Source organism: Mucilaginibacter puniceus, assembly GCF_054783175.1.
In genome coordinates, this window is record NZ_BAAGRB010000001.1 from 985,273 (window position 1) to 1,003,318 (window position 18,046).

Consider the following 18,046-nt stretch of genomic DNA (forward strand, 5'->3'; position numbering starts at 1 on the left):
GGTAAAAATTTAACGCATATTTTTATATTAGCATATTCAAAGGAACCAATTACCTTTTAAACCATTTTATTAAACCATGAAATTAAAATTCACATTTATTGCCGGTATTGCCTTGACTTTACTGAGCATACAAAGCTTTGCGCAAGACAAAAACTTTTACATTTTTTTAGCCATTGGGCAATCAAACATGGAGGGCAATGGCAGGGCCGATGCGCAGGATACCACAGTAGACAGCCGTTTCCAGGTTTTACAGGCTGTTGATTGCGATGGCTTAAACAGGAAAAAAGACAACTGGTACACTGCAAAACCCCCTATTAGCCGTTGTAGAACCGGCTTAACCCCGGGTGATTACTTTGGCAGAACGTTAGTTGCCAACTTGCCTAAAAATATTCGCGTAGGTATTATTAATGTATCAGTAGCAGGCGCCAAAATTGAGGTTTTTGATAAAGACAACTACCAGGCTTATGTAAATACCACTGCCGATTGGTTGAAAAATATTGTTAAAGAGTACAACGGCAACCCTTATGCAAGGTTAGTGGAGTTAGCTAAGATTGCGCAAAAATCGGGTGTTATTAAAGGTATATTACTGCACCAGGGCGAATCAAACAATGGTGATACGCTCTGGACAAAAAAGGTGAAAGTAGTGTACGATAACCTGATGAAGGACTTAAGCCTGAATCCTAAGAATGTACCATTATTGGCAGGTGAGGTGGTAAACGCCGATCAAAACGGTGCTGCCGCGGGCATAAATAAAATAATGGCTACACTGCCTCAAACTATTCCAAATTCATACGTCATATCATCAGCAGGTGCCCCTGCCAAAGGCGACAGGCTGCATTTTACAAACGAAGGTTACCGCATATTAGGGACACGTTACGGCGAGAAGATGCTTGACATATTAGGTGTTAAAAAGAAATAAAAAACAATTCAAAAATTATAGGAGAAGCCCGGGTAAGCAATTATCCGGGCTTTTTAATTTTATAAATAGCCCGAAGGGCATTACCAAAAAATTATAGCACAAATGGTTATTATTTAAACAATTAGAATAATAAGGTGTATTTTATAAGGAGAGTATTGAAATATACGACTAAATATTGCACTTATTAATTTACCGAAATGAAGACCAATAGCTATAAAATTTTCTTTATCACCCTGGCAATATCATTTATATTGATGTATGCGGTGATGTACCTGAATGTGGAGCAGGCAGACCATATCTATATTAGTATGACAAGGCTTTACATGACCACTATGATGATAACTGTTATGGCCGTACTTATGCTGGTAACTATGGGCACAATGTACAAAAATAAGCGGCTAAATCTGGGTATAACCGTAGTAAGCATTGTTGTTTTCGCGTTATCATTGGCAGGGGTACGGGCACAAACCTTTATTGACGATGTACAATATATGAAGGGTATGATCCCGCACCATTCTATTGCTATTTTAACCAGTAAAAATGCCGATATTAAAGATCCCGAAGTCAGGAAACTGGCAGATGGGATAATTGCTGCTCAAGAAAAAGAAATAGCAGAAATGAAAAAGATATTAGCACGTATGGACAATCAATAACTTAATTTGTTACCAACCAAATAGTAAGCGTCCACAAAAGGCCAGCAACGGTAAACGAACTGATTACTGATGCATATGTACAATATTATCAAACCTTTACCTCAATTTTTAAAACTTTTTAGCCTGTTTTATTATTGTATATAAAGGATAAAGTGTGTATGCCACTCCTTACGACGTTGTTTTCATGGTGGCGTACAGCGTTCAGAATGAAAAACTTTAAATACAATGTCAGGAATAAATAAAGTGATCCTGGTGGGGCACATAGGTACCGACCCGGAGTTAAGAAAATTAGCAGGAGATATAAGCGTAACCAGTTTCGCGCTGGCTACTACCGAATTCATCAAAAAAAACGGTGTAAAGGTTGAACAAACCGACTGGCACCAAATTATATTGTGGCGTGCTTTAGCCGACATAGCAGTTAAGTTATTAAAAAAGGGAAAGCTGGTATATGTAGAAGGGAAACTCAAAACCCGCTCGTACCAGGATAAAGAAGGTATAAACCGTTATACTACTGAAGTTGTTGCCGAAACATTTAACCTATTGGGCCGCAACAGCGATTTTGAGGAACATGTAGAAAACACCACCTCTCACAACTCGCAGCAGTTTGAAGAAATTCATACTTAATGAGCCTGATAGTTACTTATCAGTTAATTTTAAAAATGTAAATTAAAATATAAAACTGGGGGTTGGTTTATTATAGGTATATTTAAAAAAGTTCATTCCTTCCTATCTTCCCTAAATGGCCAAAGTAAATGTTGTCGATCCATTACAAAAGCAATTTCCCGTAGTTGGTATTGGTGCTTCGGCCGGCGGGTTGGATGCTGTTAAAACATTTTTAAAAGCATTACCCGCTAAAACAGGGATGGCATTTGTGTTTATACAACACCTCAGTCCCAGCCATGAAAGTATATTACCCGAGATATTAAGAAAGATAGCGCCATTCCCTGTTAATTTAATTACAGACAATATACACCTGGAACCCGATAACCTATATATCATACCTCAAAACAAGGTGGTTACGGTAATTGACCATAAGCTTAAGTTAACGCCACTAACCAGCCAAAATAAAAAAAGCACTATTGATCTTTTCTTTTCATCCTTAGGCATTATTCACCAAAGTTATGCCATTGGTGTAGTACTATCAGGAGCTTTACATGATGGTACACATGGTCTGCAGGTAATCAAATCATATGGTGGGTTAACTTTTGCCCAGGATGAAGGCTCGGCTGCTTTTGACAGTATGCCTAATAGCGCTGTTAAGGCCGGCGTGGTTGATTTTATTTTGTCACCCGAAAACATAGCCGAACGTATAATTTCCATTAATGATCATTTTCATAATGATGATGCGCCAACTGAAAAATTACCGTCTGTTTTACCTAAAACGGATAACGAGGTATTTAAACAAATATTAACCATACTACGTGTACGCCGCGGGGTTGATTTTACTTATTATAAGCAAAGCACGCTTAAGCGTCGTATCATCAGGCGAATGGCATTTAGTAAAACAGATAAATTGGTTAGCTACCTGGCATTTTTACGTGAAAGTAAAGCCGAACAGGATACTTTGTATAATGATATGCTGATATCGGTAACTCACTTTTTTAGAGATACCAAAAGTTTTGATGTTTTATGTACCAATATATTACCCGAACTGATACACAAAAAAGAAGAAGATGACACTTTAAGGATATGGGTAGCAGGTTGCGCTACGGGCGAAGAGGCTTATTCAATGGCCATTTGTTTGCAGGAACATCTGGGGGATAAAACGGCTGCTATGAAAATACAGATTTTTGCTACTGATATTTCAGAAACAGCCATTGCCAAGGCTCGTACAGGGATGTATCGCCTGACAGAGTTGGAGGGTATTTCGCCTTCGCGTTTACAACAGTTTTTTACTAAAATAGACGGCAATTACCAGGTAAATAAAATTACACGCGATATGTGCGTATTTGCGCACCATAATTTATTAAAAGATCCCCCTTTTTCTAAAATAGACATGGTAAGCTGTCGTAATGTTTTAATATACCTGGAGCCTGTTTTGCAAAAGCGGGCGTTAACTACTTTTAATTACTCGTTAAATCAGGATGGGTTTTTGATGTTGGGTAAATCAGAAACTATAGGCAGCAACACCGATATTTTTACTCCTTATAACAGTACCGAAAAAATTTACCATCGTAAAGGGGCAGCAGGCAGGTTTATGGCAGTGAGTACGACCGGCCGCGAAAAAACATTCAGAGAGATAGACCAGGGTATACAAAAGGAAAGCATTAACCGGGATATTTTTAAAATGGCTGATGATGTAATGCTGGCTAATTTTATGCCGCCTGCGGTATTGGTTAATGAAAAGTTTGATGTGGTGCAATTTAGGGGATCAACAGACACATGGTTAGTACCGCCAATTGGCAAACCAAGTTATAATGTGTTAAAAATGGCACGCGAAGGTTTGGGGTTTGAGTTGCGTAACCTGCTGCATTCGGCCCAAAAAACTAATGGCGCGGTACGCAAGTTTGCCGTATTTTTTAAGGTAAATGATGTGCAACAATATGTAAATATGCAGGTGATACGTATAACAGAATACGCAGATCCGCATTACATGGTCATATTTCAGCAAACCAACTCCGGTGGCATACAACCTAATTTGTTTGAAACCAGTATGCCTGACGATCTAACAAGTCATAATGCTGCCGAGTTGCGTGTTGACCAACTGGAGAGAGAACTGGTACAAAACCGGGCCGACATACGCATCATATCCGAAGAACAGGAAACTGCTAATGAAGAATTGCAAAACGCGAATGAAGAGTTGCTATCGGGCAGTGAGGAATTGCAAAGCCTGAATGAGGAACTGGAGACTTCTAAAGAGGAACTGCAAAGTACCAACGAGGAGATCATGATAGTGAATGAAGAATTGATTGACAGAAATGTGCAATTAAATAATTCGCGATTATATGCAGATGGTATTATCAGCACCATACGCGACTCTTTGGTTATATTAGATAAAGAGCTTAGAGTTAAACGAGCTACCAGTGGCTTTTACAACAAATTTAAACTTACCGAGGAAGAGGCAGAAGGCAATTATATTTACGAGATAAAAAATAACCAGTGGGATATACCCATATTAAGGAAGTTATTGAATGACGTGTTTTTGGCTAAAAAGCCCTTGCCGGATATAGAGGTGGTAAAGGTTTTTTCGGACATTGGCGAGAGAACATTATGCGTTAATGCACGTGTAATTGATAACATTCATAGCGAGAATCTTATTTTATTGACATTAGAGGATATCACTGACAAGCGAAAAGCCGAAGAAGGATTAACGGAGGTGGAATATTTGCTGGCTGAAAGTAAAGAGCGCCTAAAATTTGCTGTTGATTCGGCAGGGTTGGGTACCTGGGATTACGACCCGCAAACCAGGAAGGTAGTATGGGATAAACGCTGCAGGGAAATATTTGGCTTAACAAAGTCGGATATTTTCGATATGGAAATATTTTTGGCCACCATAAACGATGACGACCGGATACGTGTTAAAAATAGCATTGTCGAAACATTGAATGATAAGGATTCGGGTGAGTTTGATCTGGAATTTCGCACTGTGCCCATCAACGGAAAAATTAAATGGTTAAAGACAAAGGGAAGGGCTTATTTTAACGAAGATGGTACAGCCGTGCGCTTTATAGGTACCTTGCTGGATATAACCGTGCAACGATTATTAGACGAGGCTACAAGCGACTTACTAAGTAAAAAGGATGAATTTATAAGTATAGCCAGCCATGAGTTAAAAACCCCCATTACCAGTTTAAAAGCGGTGCTGCAAATGATAGAACGCATCATATCCCAAAAGGAGGAGATGAAGCAGGTAACTACATTTGTTCAAAAAGGTATTAAACAGGTTGATAAATTGGTGGTTTTGATAAAAGATCTGTTGGAGGTTACCCAAATACAGACCGGAAAACTCGAACTGAAGAAGACACATTTTAACCTGGACGAGATCATTAAAGACTGTTGCGAAGATTCGCAGATATTATCTGAAAAACACAGCATGACCATTAACGGCGAAAAAAATATTACTGTTTATGCTGACAGGAACCGGTTAGAACAAGTAATTATTAACTTGATATCCAACGCCATTAAATACTCGCCCGCTGCTGACAAGGTAGTTGTTAACGTTTCTAAAGCAGGTGGTGCCATAAAAGTAGCTGTTACAGATTTTGGTATAGGCATACCTGCAGATACCTTGCCTTTTTTGTTCGATAGGTTTTATAGGGTTGATGAGGTATCACAACGTTACTCGGGCCTGGGCTTGGGGTTGTATATATCTGCCGAGATAGTAAAACGGCATAAGGGTGATATCGGCATAGATAGTACCCCGGGCAAAGGATCAACTTTTTGGTTCACCATCCCGCAGGGTAATAACTAATCGCGCAGGCGCATGCTACACGCTATCAGTTTATTTAATACCAGGGTGCGGTTGCTGGCGGGTTCGTTCAAATTAACTTCAATGGCACCATGGTTATTAAAAACATCCACGGCTTCCTGCGCTTCGCGCGTATCGACGGCGTGTACAGTAACCACAGTGCCGTTACGTGCCAGGGTAGCGTAATGCTCGGCTTCATGCTCATCATCAAACAAATGCCTAAAAAAGTTGCCCAGCCGGTCGGTTTCGGCTGCGCCATCGGCTTGCGTGTGTATATCCACATTTTCCGGCTCAAACTCATTGGCCAGTAAGTACTCGCTTGCCTGCTTGGCAAGGTCAATATCAGCAAAAATGCCTATTACGGTTATCATAAATATATAATGATTTGAAAGACGAATTGTTTTATAGGTATGATATTAGATATTATAAGCTAAATTTTAACTTGTAATATCAAAAACAAATTGTTAGGTTTAAATAAAGCGTTTTAAACCAACCACTATACTTAAATTATACACACCACTTATTTTTAACTGCTAATTATGACTTTAAGGTCCGGTAAAGGTATTTCCGAAAAGAGAGATTTGTTACAAGTGGTCGGTGATGATGTACCCTTTAAAAAGCTTACCGAAAATAGTTTTTCAGGCATTAGCTTATTAGATGGAAATTTAAATGTTATCTATCTAACACCATCTGCCGAACGTATAAGCGGGTGGGATATAAAAAGTGAGTTTGCAACTAAAATTACTGAGCTAATTCATCCCTCAGAACAGGCCATGGTAAATGAATTGTTGCAGGATGTATTAGCAAATCCGGGAACGCCAAAAACCTGCAGTTTTCGTTCGCTACATTTTAAAGGCCATTATATATGGCTGCAATTCACCTTTACCAATATGTTAAACGAAGGCGACGTAAAAGCTATCGTATGCAATTTTATAAATATATCTAATCAAAAAAAATCTGAAGATAAGTTACAGCAAACCGTAAATGAGTTATCAGCCTATAAATACGCTTTAGATGAAGCGGCTATTGTGGCCATTACCGACCAGAAAGGCATCATTCAGCACGTAAATGATAACTTTTGCAGGATATCTAAATACAGCAAAGATGAACTAATTGGTCAGGACCACCGTATCATTAATTCGTCATACCATAGTAAGGCTTTTATAAAGGATTTATGGGTAACAATAGCAAATGGTAAAATTTGGCGTGGCGAATTAAAAAATAAAGCAAAGGACGGAAGCCATTATTGGGTAGACACCACCATTGTGCCTTTTTTAGATGAGAATAACGGTAAACCTTACCAGTACGTTGCTATACGATCAGACATTACCGAACGAAAATTAGCGCAGGAAAAAAACATTGATTTACTGGAAAATATAACAGATGGCTTCATTTCATTGGATGAAAACATGTGTTACACCTATGCTAATAAGCGGGTAGGTAAAATGGTTGGCATTGAGCCCGAATTGTTAATTGGAAAAAATATTTGGGAAATTTTTCCTGACGCTGTAGGGTCATTAACCTGGCAAGCCATACAAACTGCTGTTAACGAAAAAAAATATGTTTGTAATGAGGATTATTATGAGCCGCTTGGGTTATGGCAGGAGAACCGGGTATACCCATCAGGTAACGGGGTATCTATGTTTATAAGGGATATAACCCAAAGGAAGCGGGAAGAACATCACTTACGCTTGTTAGAATCAGTAATTACAAATACAACTGATGCGGTATTAATTACGGAGATTGAACCGCTGGATGAACCCGGGCCGCGAATTATTTATGTAAATGAAGCCTTTACTACAATGACCGGTTATTCTGCAGAAGAAGTTATAGGTAAAAACCCCCGTATGTTACAAGGACCTAAAACTGATAGCGGAGAATTAAAACGATTAAGTAAAGCTATACGCAACTTTGAGCCATGCGAAGTAACAGTGATAAATTATAAAAAGAACGGTGAAGAGTTTTGGATAAATTTTTCAGTAAGCCCAATAGCTGATGATGAGGGTAAATACACCCATATGATAGCCATTGAAAGGGATGTAACTGATCATAAAGCTGAAGAATTGCAAAAGAGTTTATTAGCCCAACAGGTTACCAACGCCTTTAAGGAGCGGAATACGATACTTGAAAGTATAGCCGACGCTTTTTTTGCAGTAGATAAAAATTGGGTGGTTACTTATTGGAATAAAACGGCTGAAGAAGTTTTAGGCAAATCAAAAGACGAAATGATAGCTCATAATTTATGGGATGTATTTTCAGATTCGGTAGGGTCGACGTCCTATAAGCAATATCACCAGGCTATTAAAACCAATACTTCTGTTCATTTTGAAGATTATTATGAACCGCTCAATAAGTGGTATGAGATAAGCGCTTATCCCACAGGCAAAGGATTATCAGTTTATTTTAAAGATATAACCGACCGTAAGTTATACGAGATAAGGCTCACAGAACTAAACCAAAGTTTACAAGCGCAAACCAAAGAACTGGCTATTTCAAATGCTGAATTGGAACAATTTGCTTACGTAGCATCACATGATCTGCAGGAGCCTTTGCGCATGGTAACCAGCTTTTTAACCCAAATTGAAAGGAAATATGCTGCTATAATTGATGATAAGGGAAAGCAATATATCCATTTTGCAGTTGATGGCGCTAAACGTATGCGGCAAATTATTTTGGATCTGCTGGAGTTTTCAAGAGTTGGACGTGCAGAAGAAAGTGTGGAGAGTGTCGATCTCAATACTTTGGTAAATGACATTATTGTTTTATACAAAAAAAAGATAGGAGAAAAAAAGGCGGTAATGATGGTTGAAAAATTACCTGTTATACGTACATCAGCAGTACAGATAAGGCAGGTTTTTCAAAACCTGATAAGTAATGCCTTAAAGTATCATAAACCAGGCCATTCGCCGCGACTCAATATCTCATTTATGGCTGATGGTAAACATTGGCAATTTGCAGTTAAAGATAACGGCATAGGGATCGATCCCGAATATTTTGACAGGATATTTATTATTTTTCAACGGCTGCATAATAAAGACGAGTACTCCGGTACAGGTATGGGTTTGGCGGTTACCAAAAAGATAGTAGAAAATCTTGGCGGAAAAATTTGGGTAGAATCGGAAGAAGGAAAAGGGAGCACATTTTATTTTACCATTTTAAAAACTTAAGCTATATGAAATCGATACACATTTTATTAGTAGAAGATAATGAAGGGGATATTTTGTTAACTACAGAAGCATTGCAGGAAAGCAGGATAGTTAACAAAGTAACTGTTTTAAAAGATGGTAAAATGGCCATTGATTTTTTTAGAAATATGACGAGTAAAGAGGCTATTCCGGACCTGGTTTTATTAGATATCAATTTGCCCAAAAAAAATGGACTTGAAGTTTTGCAATATATCAAAAGCAGTGATGAGTATAAACAAACACCGGTGATCATGTTAACTACCTCATCCTCTGAAAAGGATATCCTTAATTCCTATAAAAATTACGTAAATTGCTATATAACCAAGCCAATTGAAGTACATGATTTTATAACAGCTATTGCAAAAATTGAAGATTTTTGGATCAATATTGTTTCTATCCCTAAAGAATGATCGATAACAAAGCATATAAAATTTTAGTTATAGAGGATAACGCCGGCGATTATACCCTGGTGGAGGATTTTTTATTTGAACAAATTGCTGCGCCTGTTATTACCCACGCCAAAACTTATAAAGCCGCCTCCGAAATTCTTAGTGACGATTGTGACTTCGACGTTGTTTTATTGGACCTTTCATTACCGGACAAAACCGGTGAATCTCTCATTAAAGAGGTAATAGCTTGTAGTAATAATATTCCCATAATTGTTTTAACCGGTTACGCCGACTTTGATTTTGGCGTAAAATCATTGGCTTTAGGGGTGTCAGATTATATTTTAAAGGAAGAACTAACGGCTATATCGCTGTATAAAAGCATCATTTATAGTTCTGAACGTAAGAAAGCTACACGCGATTTGCTGGAGTCGGAAAAAAGATATAGTGATCTGTTCCATCTAAGTCCGTTACCTATGTGGGTTGCCGACTTAAATACGTTGGAATTTTTAGATGTTAACGCTGCAACTTTAAAACACTATGGTTATAACCGCGATGAATTTTTATCACTTACCCTAAAAGACATCAGGCCCCCTGAAGAAATACCCAATATGATTAAAATGGTAGCAGAGGGAAGGGAAAAAACTGATCAACCTACTACTAGGTTATCAGTCCATAAAAAAAGTAGTGGCCAATTAATGAATGTTGAATTGCAAATTGCACCAATTATTTATAAAACTAAAGCAGCCAGTATTGTAACAGCTACCGATATAACAGAAAGATTGAATTATATAAAAGCTATTGAAGATCAGAATGAAAGGCTAAAAGAAATATCTTGGATACAATCCCATATTATAAGGGCGCCACTGTCAAGAATAATGGGTTTGGTGCCATTGATAACTGATATAGAAGATCCGGCTGATCGGGAGGAAATGTTAGGATATCTAATGCTATCGGCTAATGAACTGGATGAAGTAATTAGAGGCATTACCGAAAAGGCACATAAAGCCGATTATCAATTCCCATCAAATTCTGGCGATAACGGTTAATATTAAGCCATTTATTCCTGTTTCTTAAAGCAGATTATCCAAAGCAGATAAAATCGCCTAAATTTTTTTTATCAATTAAAATATATTTATAGCTTTAGCAATAATGTTATCTTGACATTTAAAAGCCAAATATTACAACCAATTTTATAATTGCCTTTTATGCATAATTTATTAAAGAATGTTGTTGCTACGGTATTTATTGCCGGGCTAACCGTTACCACAGTATTAGCACAACCCAGAAAACGCCCAGATCCAATTTATATTGACGCTACAGAGAACACTATAGTGCGCAGCTTTATTGATCTGCCCGGAGGAAACGGCAGGGTAACGCATAGTGTTAACGTGGGTAGCCCTACTACGGTTCATTACACTTATGATATGGACAAAGGGATGATAGTTGCTTTATGGAAAGGCGACTTCTTAAATGCCTCAAGCATGTGGATAGAGCGCGGCGACGGTTCATCAAAAGTACGCGGTAAAGCAACCTATTTTGGCAAACCGGCCTTAGTGATCAATAAATTAAGTACTGACCAGGCTGTTTGGTCGGCCGACACTGCCGGTACACGGTATAAACCAACAGGCTATAAATTGGATGATACCGGCCTGCCAACATTTATGTACCAAATTTACGGCGCACAAGTGAGCGATGCCAGCAGAGTATTACCTAACGGCGAAGGCATAAAACGCGAGATAACCGCACAAGGCGCAACCACAGGCATGTACGCGCGTTTAGCCTCGGCCAGGCAAATTGTAAAGGTGAGCGAAGCCTTATATAGCATTGATGATAAAGCTTACCAGGTACACCTGGATGATGGGGTAGTACCTGTAATACGCTTATCTGCCGAGGGCCAGGAACTGATCGTGCCTTTTAAAGGTAAATTAACTTACTCTGTTATTTTTTAAGCTGATAGTTGATGAAAAATATAATATCAAAAACATACAGGAATTTATTACCCGTGCTGGCTGTGTCCTATCTGTTAGCAGGCAGCAACCAGGCTTTTGCACAGGCCGAATCACCTAAGGAAGACGACTACTTTAAAATAAAAAACATTACAGCACCTGCCGGTAGTATTTTAGAAGTGGGCGGTTTATGTACACTGCCTAATGGTACACTGGCGGCAACCACCCGCCGCGGCGATATTTTTATGATAAAGGATCCGCATACTTTAAACCCGGTGTTTACCAAATTTGCATCAGGTTTGCATGAAGTGCTGGGTGCCGAGTGGGTAGACGGTTCATTATACGTAGCGCAGCGTGGTGAGTTAACCAAAATAACCGATACCAACAACGATGGCAAAGGCGATCTGTTCGAGACCGTATATGCCTGGCCAATTACCGGTAACTACCATGAATATAGCTTTGGCCCTAAACTGGCACCTGACGGCAGCTTTTTTGTAACCCTTAACCTGGGTTTCCCTGACGAGTGGTGGCACCCGCAAAGCATGGCACCATGGAGAGGCTGGACATTAAACATCACCAAAGACGGTAAAGTAACCCCATGGGCAGCAGGTATGCGCTCGCCATGCGGAATTAGCATGATCGACGGTGAATTGTGGTATACCGATAATCAGGGCGACTGGGTAGGTTCGGGTAGTTTGATGAAGGTGCCTAAAGGCGGCTTTATGGGCCATCCCGCCAGTTTGGTATGGACCAACCTGCCAAACTCACCCGTTAAATTGACACAGGAGCAATTTTACGCTAAAAATAACCCGCGTGTGGAGCGTGATGAAAAAGGCAAACCCGTTAAGCCAGAAAATATTGTGAACGAGGTTTATCAAACCAAGTACGACGAGAAAAAACTATTCCCCGAATTAGTGATGCCTGCTGTATGGTTGCCACATGCTATTTTGGGTATATCCAATACGGAAATTGTAAAAATACCTAAAGGTTCATTTGGTCCGTTTGAGGGCCAGTTATTGGTGGGCGACCAGGGCCAGAGTATGCTGAGCCGTGTGTTTTTAGAGAAAGTTAATGGCGAATACCAGGGAGCAGCAATGGCTTTCCGTAGTGGTTTTAGTTCAGGCGTAATCAGGTTATCGTGGTTAAAGGATGGTTCATTAGCTGTTGGCGAAAGTAACCGCGGGTGGGGATCAGCAGGCGAGGCTACCATGGGCCTGCAACGTTTGGAGTGGAACAACGATATACCTTTTGAAATGAAGGCCATACGTGCCAAAACAGACGGCTTTGAAATTGAATTTACCAAACCTGTCGACCGCAAATCTGCAGAGGATTTGGCATCGTATGCTATTGAAGGATTTACTTATAAATATCACGGCGTATACGGCAGTCCGCCGGTAGCTACCGAGAAATGTCCGGTTATAGGTGTAAAAGTGTCTGACGATGGCTTAAAAGCGCGTTTAATAGTAAATAACATGCGCAAGGAATACATCCATACCATCACTATTGATGGCATACGCGAGAAAGAGCATTATTATAGCCTGGTACATCCAACGGCTTATTATACGTTAAACAACATCCCGTCGGGTACAAAGTTGACCGGATCAGGCATCAGCAGGAGGAACTCGGCATTGGCGGCGGCTAACAGATCTGTATCAGCAGCAATAAATAGGGAAATAGCTGAGGCAAAAACTACGGCTACGAAAGCTACTACTGCTGCTAAAGCTACTACTGCTGCTAAAGCTACTACTGCTGCTAAAGCTACTACTGCTGCTAAGTCAACAACCGCTAAAAAAGCTGTAGTTGTTAAGGTTAGCAAAGCGCCAACTTACGAGGAAGTAAAACCGTTATTGCAAAAAAATACCTGTTTAGCCTGTCATGCACCAACTACCAAATTGGTTGGTCCGGCGTATAGCGAAGTTGCTAAACGTAACTATACCGTAGCACAGATATTAGAATTAATAAAAAATCCAAAGCCAGAGCACTGGCCGGATTACTCGACCCCAATGGCGCCAATGCCGCAGGTTAGCGTGGCCGATGCAACCAAAATTGCACAATGGATAAGGTCATTAAAATAGATCAAATTATTTAACACTGTATTGATCCCGCTTTAACCAAGCGGGATTTTTTTTGGTCCGGTGCGCCACCTATTTGCAATATCTGTTAAAAATACTACATTTAATCTTCCAAGATAAACCGCTTAGTATGAAATGTTTTCCAATAATCAATGGCGCAGCCGTAGTGTTGGCTATGTTAGTGAATGTAAATGCAGTAGTTGCCCAGGGGCCTCAAATCCCCATTCGCGATCCGCTTACACCCGGTTACGTAAAAAAAATTGCATTAGACGATGGTAAACTGCCGCCGCCAACCGCTACCGGTAATTTCATCATAGGCCCAACGCATACCCCTTCGCCGTATAGCGTAGCTTACGATACCGTACCCAAGGGTACCATATACCGGTTTACCATTAACTCAACCGATAGTAAGATTTACCCCGGCATAGCTAAAGACAGGGGCACCTTTGGCACGCCCGACCCGGACAATCCTGCTAAATTAAATGTAACTACCAGCCATCCGCAACCCTATACCCGCCAGGTAGCAGTGTATGTGCCCAAACAATATGTAGTGGGTAACGTCGCGCCGTTTATAGTAGGCATGGATGGTCCTGATAATTTATTGTTTACCGTACTGGATAATTTAATTAATGCCGGGAAAGTTCCACCAATGATAGCCATATCCATAGGTAATGGTGGCGGCGACGCGCAGGGAAGCCAACGCGGCCTGGAGTACGATACCATGAACGGTGTATTTGCCGAGTTTGTTGAATACGAAATATTGCCAATGGTGGAAAGTAAGTTTAATGTGAAATTGAGTAAGGACCCTGATGCTCGCGCCGCAATGGGTGCCAGTTCGGGCGGTTCAGCAGCGTTGGCCATGGCCTGGTACCATCCCGAGTGGTACCATAGGGTGTTAACCTACTCGGGTACGTATGTAAACCAGCAGTGGCCCTATAACCCTAAAATACCGGGTGGTGCCTGGGAGTTTCATAAAAGCCTGATACCTAATAATCCGCGTAAACCTTTACGTATATGGATGGAAGTAGGCGACCAGGACTTGTATAACCCCAACGTAATGCGCGATGAAATGCACGATTGGGTACTGGCTAACGAAAACATGGCCCGCGCACTGGCCGATAAAAAATACACCTACCAGTATGTATTTGCCAAAAACGCCAAACATGTGGAGGGTGCCGTAAAAAGGCAAACCTACCCCCTGGCGTTGGAGTGGTTATGGAAAGATTATAAACCGAAGAAGTAAGTAATAGTATTTGGACGTTTGATGTCCCCGCAGGGTCTCTTGCATAGGATCCTGCGGTAGTAAAAATAGGAATACTATATTTACATCACTGTATTACCACTATTGATTATTGTTCGGTACGGTATATTTTATCAATAATGTTCCCAAACGGTTATTAAATCCCATAATGGGACTGGTCATGGTTAGTACATTTGCGGCAGTATCAACTTGTGTGTTGGCAATATTTACATCAGCATCTGTTATAACTTCTGCCCAGGGCCGTCCTTCATCTTTCTTATTGGTAGATGCGATTATTGTCCCCTTAGTATCTGCTACTATAATTCGCTGTATGTTTTGCTCTTTAACCATGTCGGCCATATAAAGATTTACCTGGTTTAAATTGCCTTGCATCATTTCGGTTCTTAATGCCCATACAAAAGGTTTAGCCAATAGTTGCAAATGCTGACTATGCGCCTGTAACAGTTGTTGGTTGGCTTCCGCTTTTAATGCAAGCTGTTCGGTTTGAGCTTTATCCTTTAAGTTACTAATTTCAATAGCTTTCCATATCCAAATGGTGGCCATTAATACCACTGCTATTGCTATGGCAATAAGAAATGGTTTGTTGTGTATTAAAGACGGGGAATTTGAATAATTATCATTATTTGCAGCCATAATTACAAAGATTAAATGTTTAAAAGTGAAGTATGGGCACCAGTATCAGGTAGCCCCTTGTTATACAAGGAATAGCCCACTGTTTAGTTTTAGAAAATATGAATTACCGGCCAACACCGTAAACTGGCACTATTATGGTACATTTATTAACCCATGAAAAAAGATTCCACCGACAGTAAAGAACAATTAACATTCCAGCAGAAGTTAGGGTTAACCACCTTGCTTATAGTGGTGGTACTGATAGTTAAAACAACTTTTAATGTATTTTTAATGGTCCTGGCTGCATCCTTGATTGCCTTATATTTTCACGGCCTGGCCGATTTTATAGAAAAAAAGACAAAGCTTGCACGAGCATGGAGCATGACTATTTCTGTATGCGCAAGTTTTATACTGTTAATTTTACTGTTGTTGTTGATAGGCAGTAAGGTGCAATCGCAAATTGAAGAATTAAGCTCCAATTTCCCATCAATGGTACAACAGGCTAAGGACCGTTTAAACGAAACAACTATTGGCCAAAAAATTCTGGAACAGGTTTCGGGTACAAATTCAACCCAAATTACAGATCAGGCTAAAAAGTTATTCAGTTCAACCTTTGGTGTGCTTGGCGACTTATATGTTATTATATTTCTGGGGATTTTTTTTACCGTGTCGCCAGGCATATATGTAAAAGGTATTGTTGCCCTTATACCAGCCAAAGGCGAGGCAAAGGCACAGGATATTTTGCATAAACTTGATAGCAAACTGAAGAGATGGCTGGCAGGAAAAATATTCGCTATGGCAGTTGTAGCTATTTTAACAGCCGTGGCACTGGCAATTTTGGGTATCCCTATGCTATTTGCTTTAGCCCTGATTGCCGGTATACTTAATTTTATACCCAACTTTGGGCCTATTATCGCCATGATACCGGCGGTGCTGGTGGGGTTGTCTATGGGGATTGATACTGCGCTTATAATTGTTGGCGTATATACCCTTATACAGGTAGTTGAAAGTAATTTTATTACCCCCATGGTTCAAAATAAGTTGGTTAGCATTCCCCCGGCAATGATTATTACCGGCCAGTTAATAGTAGGATCGCTGACCGGGTATTTAGGTATCATACTTGCTACACCGCTGGTGCTTATTGTAATGGTGTTGGTACAGGAACTTTACATCGCAAAAAAGCATCCAACAGGAAATAACTAAAAATTCATAAACAATTATATATATTGTTCAAAATTTAACCACAACCTAAATAATAATAGCCGGCACTTAACATAAACATGAACGAGATATTTCGCAGCATTAAAGTTTTCCTGGCTCGCCGCTTTAGCCTGCTGGAAGATAGGGCAGACGAAGCCGACATAGTTGATTCTATACGTAAAGACGTTGATTTTAAGGGTGTGCACCTTTGGGCACTCATCTTTGCCATCTTTATTGCTTCCATTGGGTTAAACGTTAACTCTACAGCTGTAGTTATCGGAGCGATGTTAATTTCGCCCATTATGGGCCCGGTTATGGGTATTGGTCTGGGTATTGGTACCAACAATCTGGATCTGGTAAAAAAAGGTGCCCGAAACCTGCTGGTGGCAACCATCATCGGTATATTGACGTCTACACTGTATTTTTCCATTTCGCCGCTGCATGAGGCACAATCCGAATTGCTGGCGAGGACATCCCCATCTATATGGGATGTATTTATTGCTTTTTTTGGCGGACTGGCGGGAATGGTAGCAGCATCAAGAAAGGAAAAAAATAACGTAGTGCCCGGGGTAGCTATTGCTACCGCGCTAATGCCCCCGCTTTGCACCGCGGGTTTTGGTATAGCTACGGGTAACTGGTATTTCTTTTTAGGCGCGTTGTACCTGTATTTTATTAATAGCATTTTTATTGCTATTGGTACCTTTTTAATGGCGCGTTACCTTAAAATGACTAAGTTTCATGCCGAAGATGCTCAAACGGAGAAAAGAGTAACCAGGTATATTGTCATTATAGTTTTAATTACCATTGTGCCGAGCATATTTATGGCATACCGTATAGTTGACAAAAGTATATTTGAGGCCAATGCCCACAAATTTATAGATGAACAATTTAAATTTAAAAATACGCAGGTAGTATCGCGTAACTACATTTATCGCACCAACGAGAAATCTATAGACATACTTTTATTAGGTGAAGAACTGGATAAGGCAATGATTGATACACTGAACAGGCGGCTTAACAATTATAAATTGCAAAACGTTAAATTAAATATACGGCAGGGCTTAAATGCCAAGCAACAAATTGACCTAAGCCAAATTAAAGCCAGTATACTGGAAGATGTGTTTAGTAATACTACCTATAATACAGCCAAAGAAAATGAGGATACGATAACTGCTGATACAGCCGTGCTGGCCGAATTGAAGGTATTATACCCGGCAATAAGGTCTTTTGGGTTGAGCCGTATGGTACTATATCGCAAAACCGACAGCCTGGTAACAGACACTGTTGAGGTTGCACTTGCCGATTTTAAGTCAACATTGCGGAAGGCAGATAGGGATAAGTTACAGAAATGGCTAAGGGTGCGTTATAAATCAACGGCTATAAGGTTAGTGGTAGAGTAAA

Annotated in this window: 14 protein-coding genes; 12 read left to right on the top strand and 2 right to left on the bottom strand. The window is 40.0% G+C overall.

What is annotated here, in order from left to right:
• Window positions 1-76 precede the first annotated feature (76 nt).
• The 4 genes from ACYVJ6_RS04675 to ACYVJ6_RS04690 all read left to right on the top strand — a co-directional run bounded on the left by ACYVJ6_RS04675 (window position 77) and on the right by ACYVJ6_RS04690 (window position 5,983).
• The gene (locus ACYVJ6_RS04675) at window positions 77-919 is read left to right on the top strand and encodes a sialate O-acetylesterase (protein WP_460692867.1); all 843 of its coding nucleotides are present in this window, start codon (window positions 77-79) and stop codon (window positions 917-919) included.
• A 197-nt stretch (window positions 920-1,116) separates the two neighbouring features.
• Window positions 1,117-1,572 carry a DUF305 domain-containing protein gene (locus tag ACYVJ6_RS04680; RefSeq protein ID WP_460692868.1) on the top strand — a complete coding sequence of 152 codons (456 nt, stop codon included), beginning with the start codon at window positions 1,117-1,119 and terminating at the stop codon, window positions 1,570-1,572.
• Between the two features lie 225 nt (window positions 1,573-1,797).
• On the top strand, window positions 1,798-2,196 hold the full coding sequence (locus tag ACYVJ6_RS04685) for a single-stranded DNA-binding protein (protein ID WP_460692869.1): 399 nt from the start codon (window positions 1,798-1,800) through the stop codon (window positions 2,194-2,196).
• 115 nt (window positions 2,197-2,311) lie between these two features.
• The gene (locus ACYVJ6_RS04690) at window positions 2,312-5,983 is read left to right on the top strand and encodes a CheR family methyltransferase (RefSeq protein WP_460692870.1); all 3,672 of its coding nucleotides are present in this window, start codon (window positions 2,312-2,314) and stop codon (window positions 5,981-5,983) included.
• On the opposite strand, the gene ACYVJ6_RS04695 is transcribed toward ACYVJ6_RS04690, so the two are convergent.
• Window positions 5,980-6,351 (bottom strand): hypothetical protein, encoded by a 372-nt coding sequence (locus tag ACYVJ6_RS04695; protein WP_460692871.1) that lies wholly within the window; start codon window positions 6,349-6,351, stop codon window positions 5,980-5,982. The genes ACYVJ6_RS04690 and ACYVJ6_RS04695 overlap by 4 nt on opposite strands.
• Before the next feature lie 168 nt (window positions 6,352-6,519).
• Here ACYVJ6_RS04695 and ACYVJ6_RS04700 point away from each other — a divergent pair, with 168 nt between their 5' ends.
• From ACYVJ6_RS04700 to ACYVJ6_RS04725, 6 genes are all read left to right on the top strand, one after another.
• The gene (locus tag ACYVJ6_RS04700; protein WP_460692872.1) at window positions 6,520-9,147 is read left to right on the top strand and encodes a PAS domain S-box protein; all 2,628 of its coding nucleotides are present in this window, start codon (window positions 6,520-6,522) and stop codon (window positions 9,145-9,147) included.
• A 5-nt stretch (window positions 9,148-9,152) separates the two neighbouring features.
• Entirely contained in the window at window positions 9,153-9,575 is a 423-nt protein-coding gene (locus ACYVJ6_RS04705; RefSeq protein WP_460692873.1) for a response regulator, read from the top strand.
• Window positions 9,572-10,600, top strand: coding sequence for a PAS domain S-box protein (locus ACYVJ6_RS04710; protein WP_460692874.1), 1,029 nt, complete (start codon window positions 9,572-9,574; stop codon window positions 10,598-10,600). Before ACYVJ6_RS04705 ends, ACYVJ6_RS04710 begins: the two co-directional genes overlap by 4 nt.
• Before the next feature lie 159 nt (window positions 10,601-10,759).
• Window positions 10,760-11,503 carry a hypothetical protein gene (locus tag ACYVJ6_RS04715; protein ID WP_460692875.1) on the top strand — a complete coding sequence of 248 codons (744 nt, stop codon included), beginning with the start codon at window positions 10,760-10,762 and terminating at the stop codon, window positions 11,501-11,503.
• A gap of 11 nt (window positions 11,504-11,514) precedes the next feature.
• Window positions 11,515-13,575: a c-type cytochrome gene (locus ACYVJ6_RS04720; RefSeq protein ID WP_460692876.1), complete on the top strand. Its 2,061-nt coding sequence runs from the start codon at window positions 11,515-11,517 to the stop codon at window positions 13,573-13,575.
• Window positions 13,576-13,702: 127 nt separating this feature from the next.
• On the top strand, window positions 13,703-14,815 hold the full coding sequence (locus ACYVJ6_RS04725) for an alpha/beta hydrolase (RefSeq protein WP_460692877.1): 1,113 nt from the start codon (window positions 13,703-13,705) through the stop codon (window positions 14,813-14,815).
• Window positions 14,816-14,914: 99 nt separating this feature from the next.
• On the opposite strand, the gene ACYVJ6_RS04730 is transcribed toward ACYVJ6_RS04725, so the two are convergent.
• Complete coding sequence (locus ACYVJ6_RS04730; protein ID WP_460692878.1) at window positions 14,915-15,466, bottom strand: hypothetical protein; 552 nt, start codon at window positions 15,464-15,466, stop codon at window positions 14,915-14,917.
• Window positions 15,467-15,619: 153 nt separating this feature from the next.
• Here ACYVJ6_RS04730 and ACYVJ6_RS04735 point away from each other — a divergent pair, with 153 nt between their 5' ends.
• Window positions 15,620-16,648 (top strand): AI-2E family transporter, encoded by a 1,029-nt coding sequence (locus ACYVJ6_RS04735; RefSeq protein WP_460692879.1) that lies wholly within the window; start codon window positions 15,620-15,622, stop codon window positions 16,646-16,648.
• A 77-nt stretch (window positions 16,649-16,725) separates the two neighbouring features.
• On the top strand, window positions 16,726-18,045 hold the full coding sequence (locus ACYVJ6_RS04740; RefSeq protein WP_460692880.1) for a TIGR00341 family protein: 1,320 nt from the start codon (window positions 16,726-16,728) through the stop codon (window positions 18,043-18,045).
• Window position 18,046: the final 1 nt, after the last annotated feature.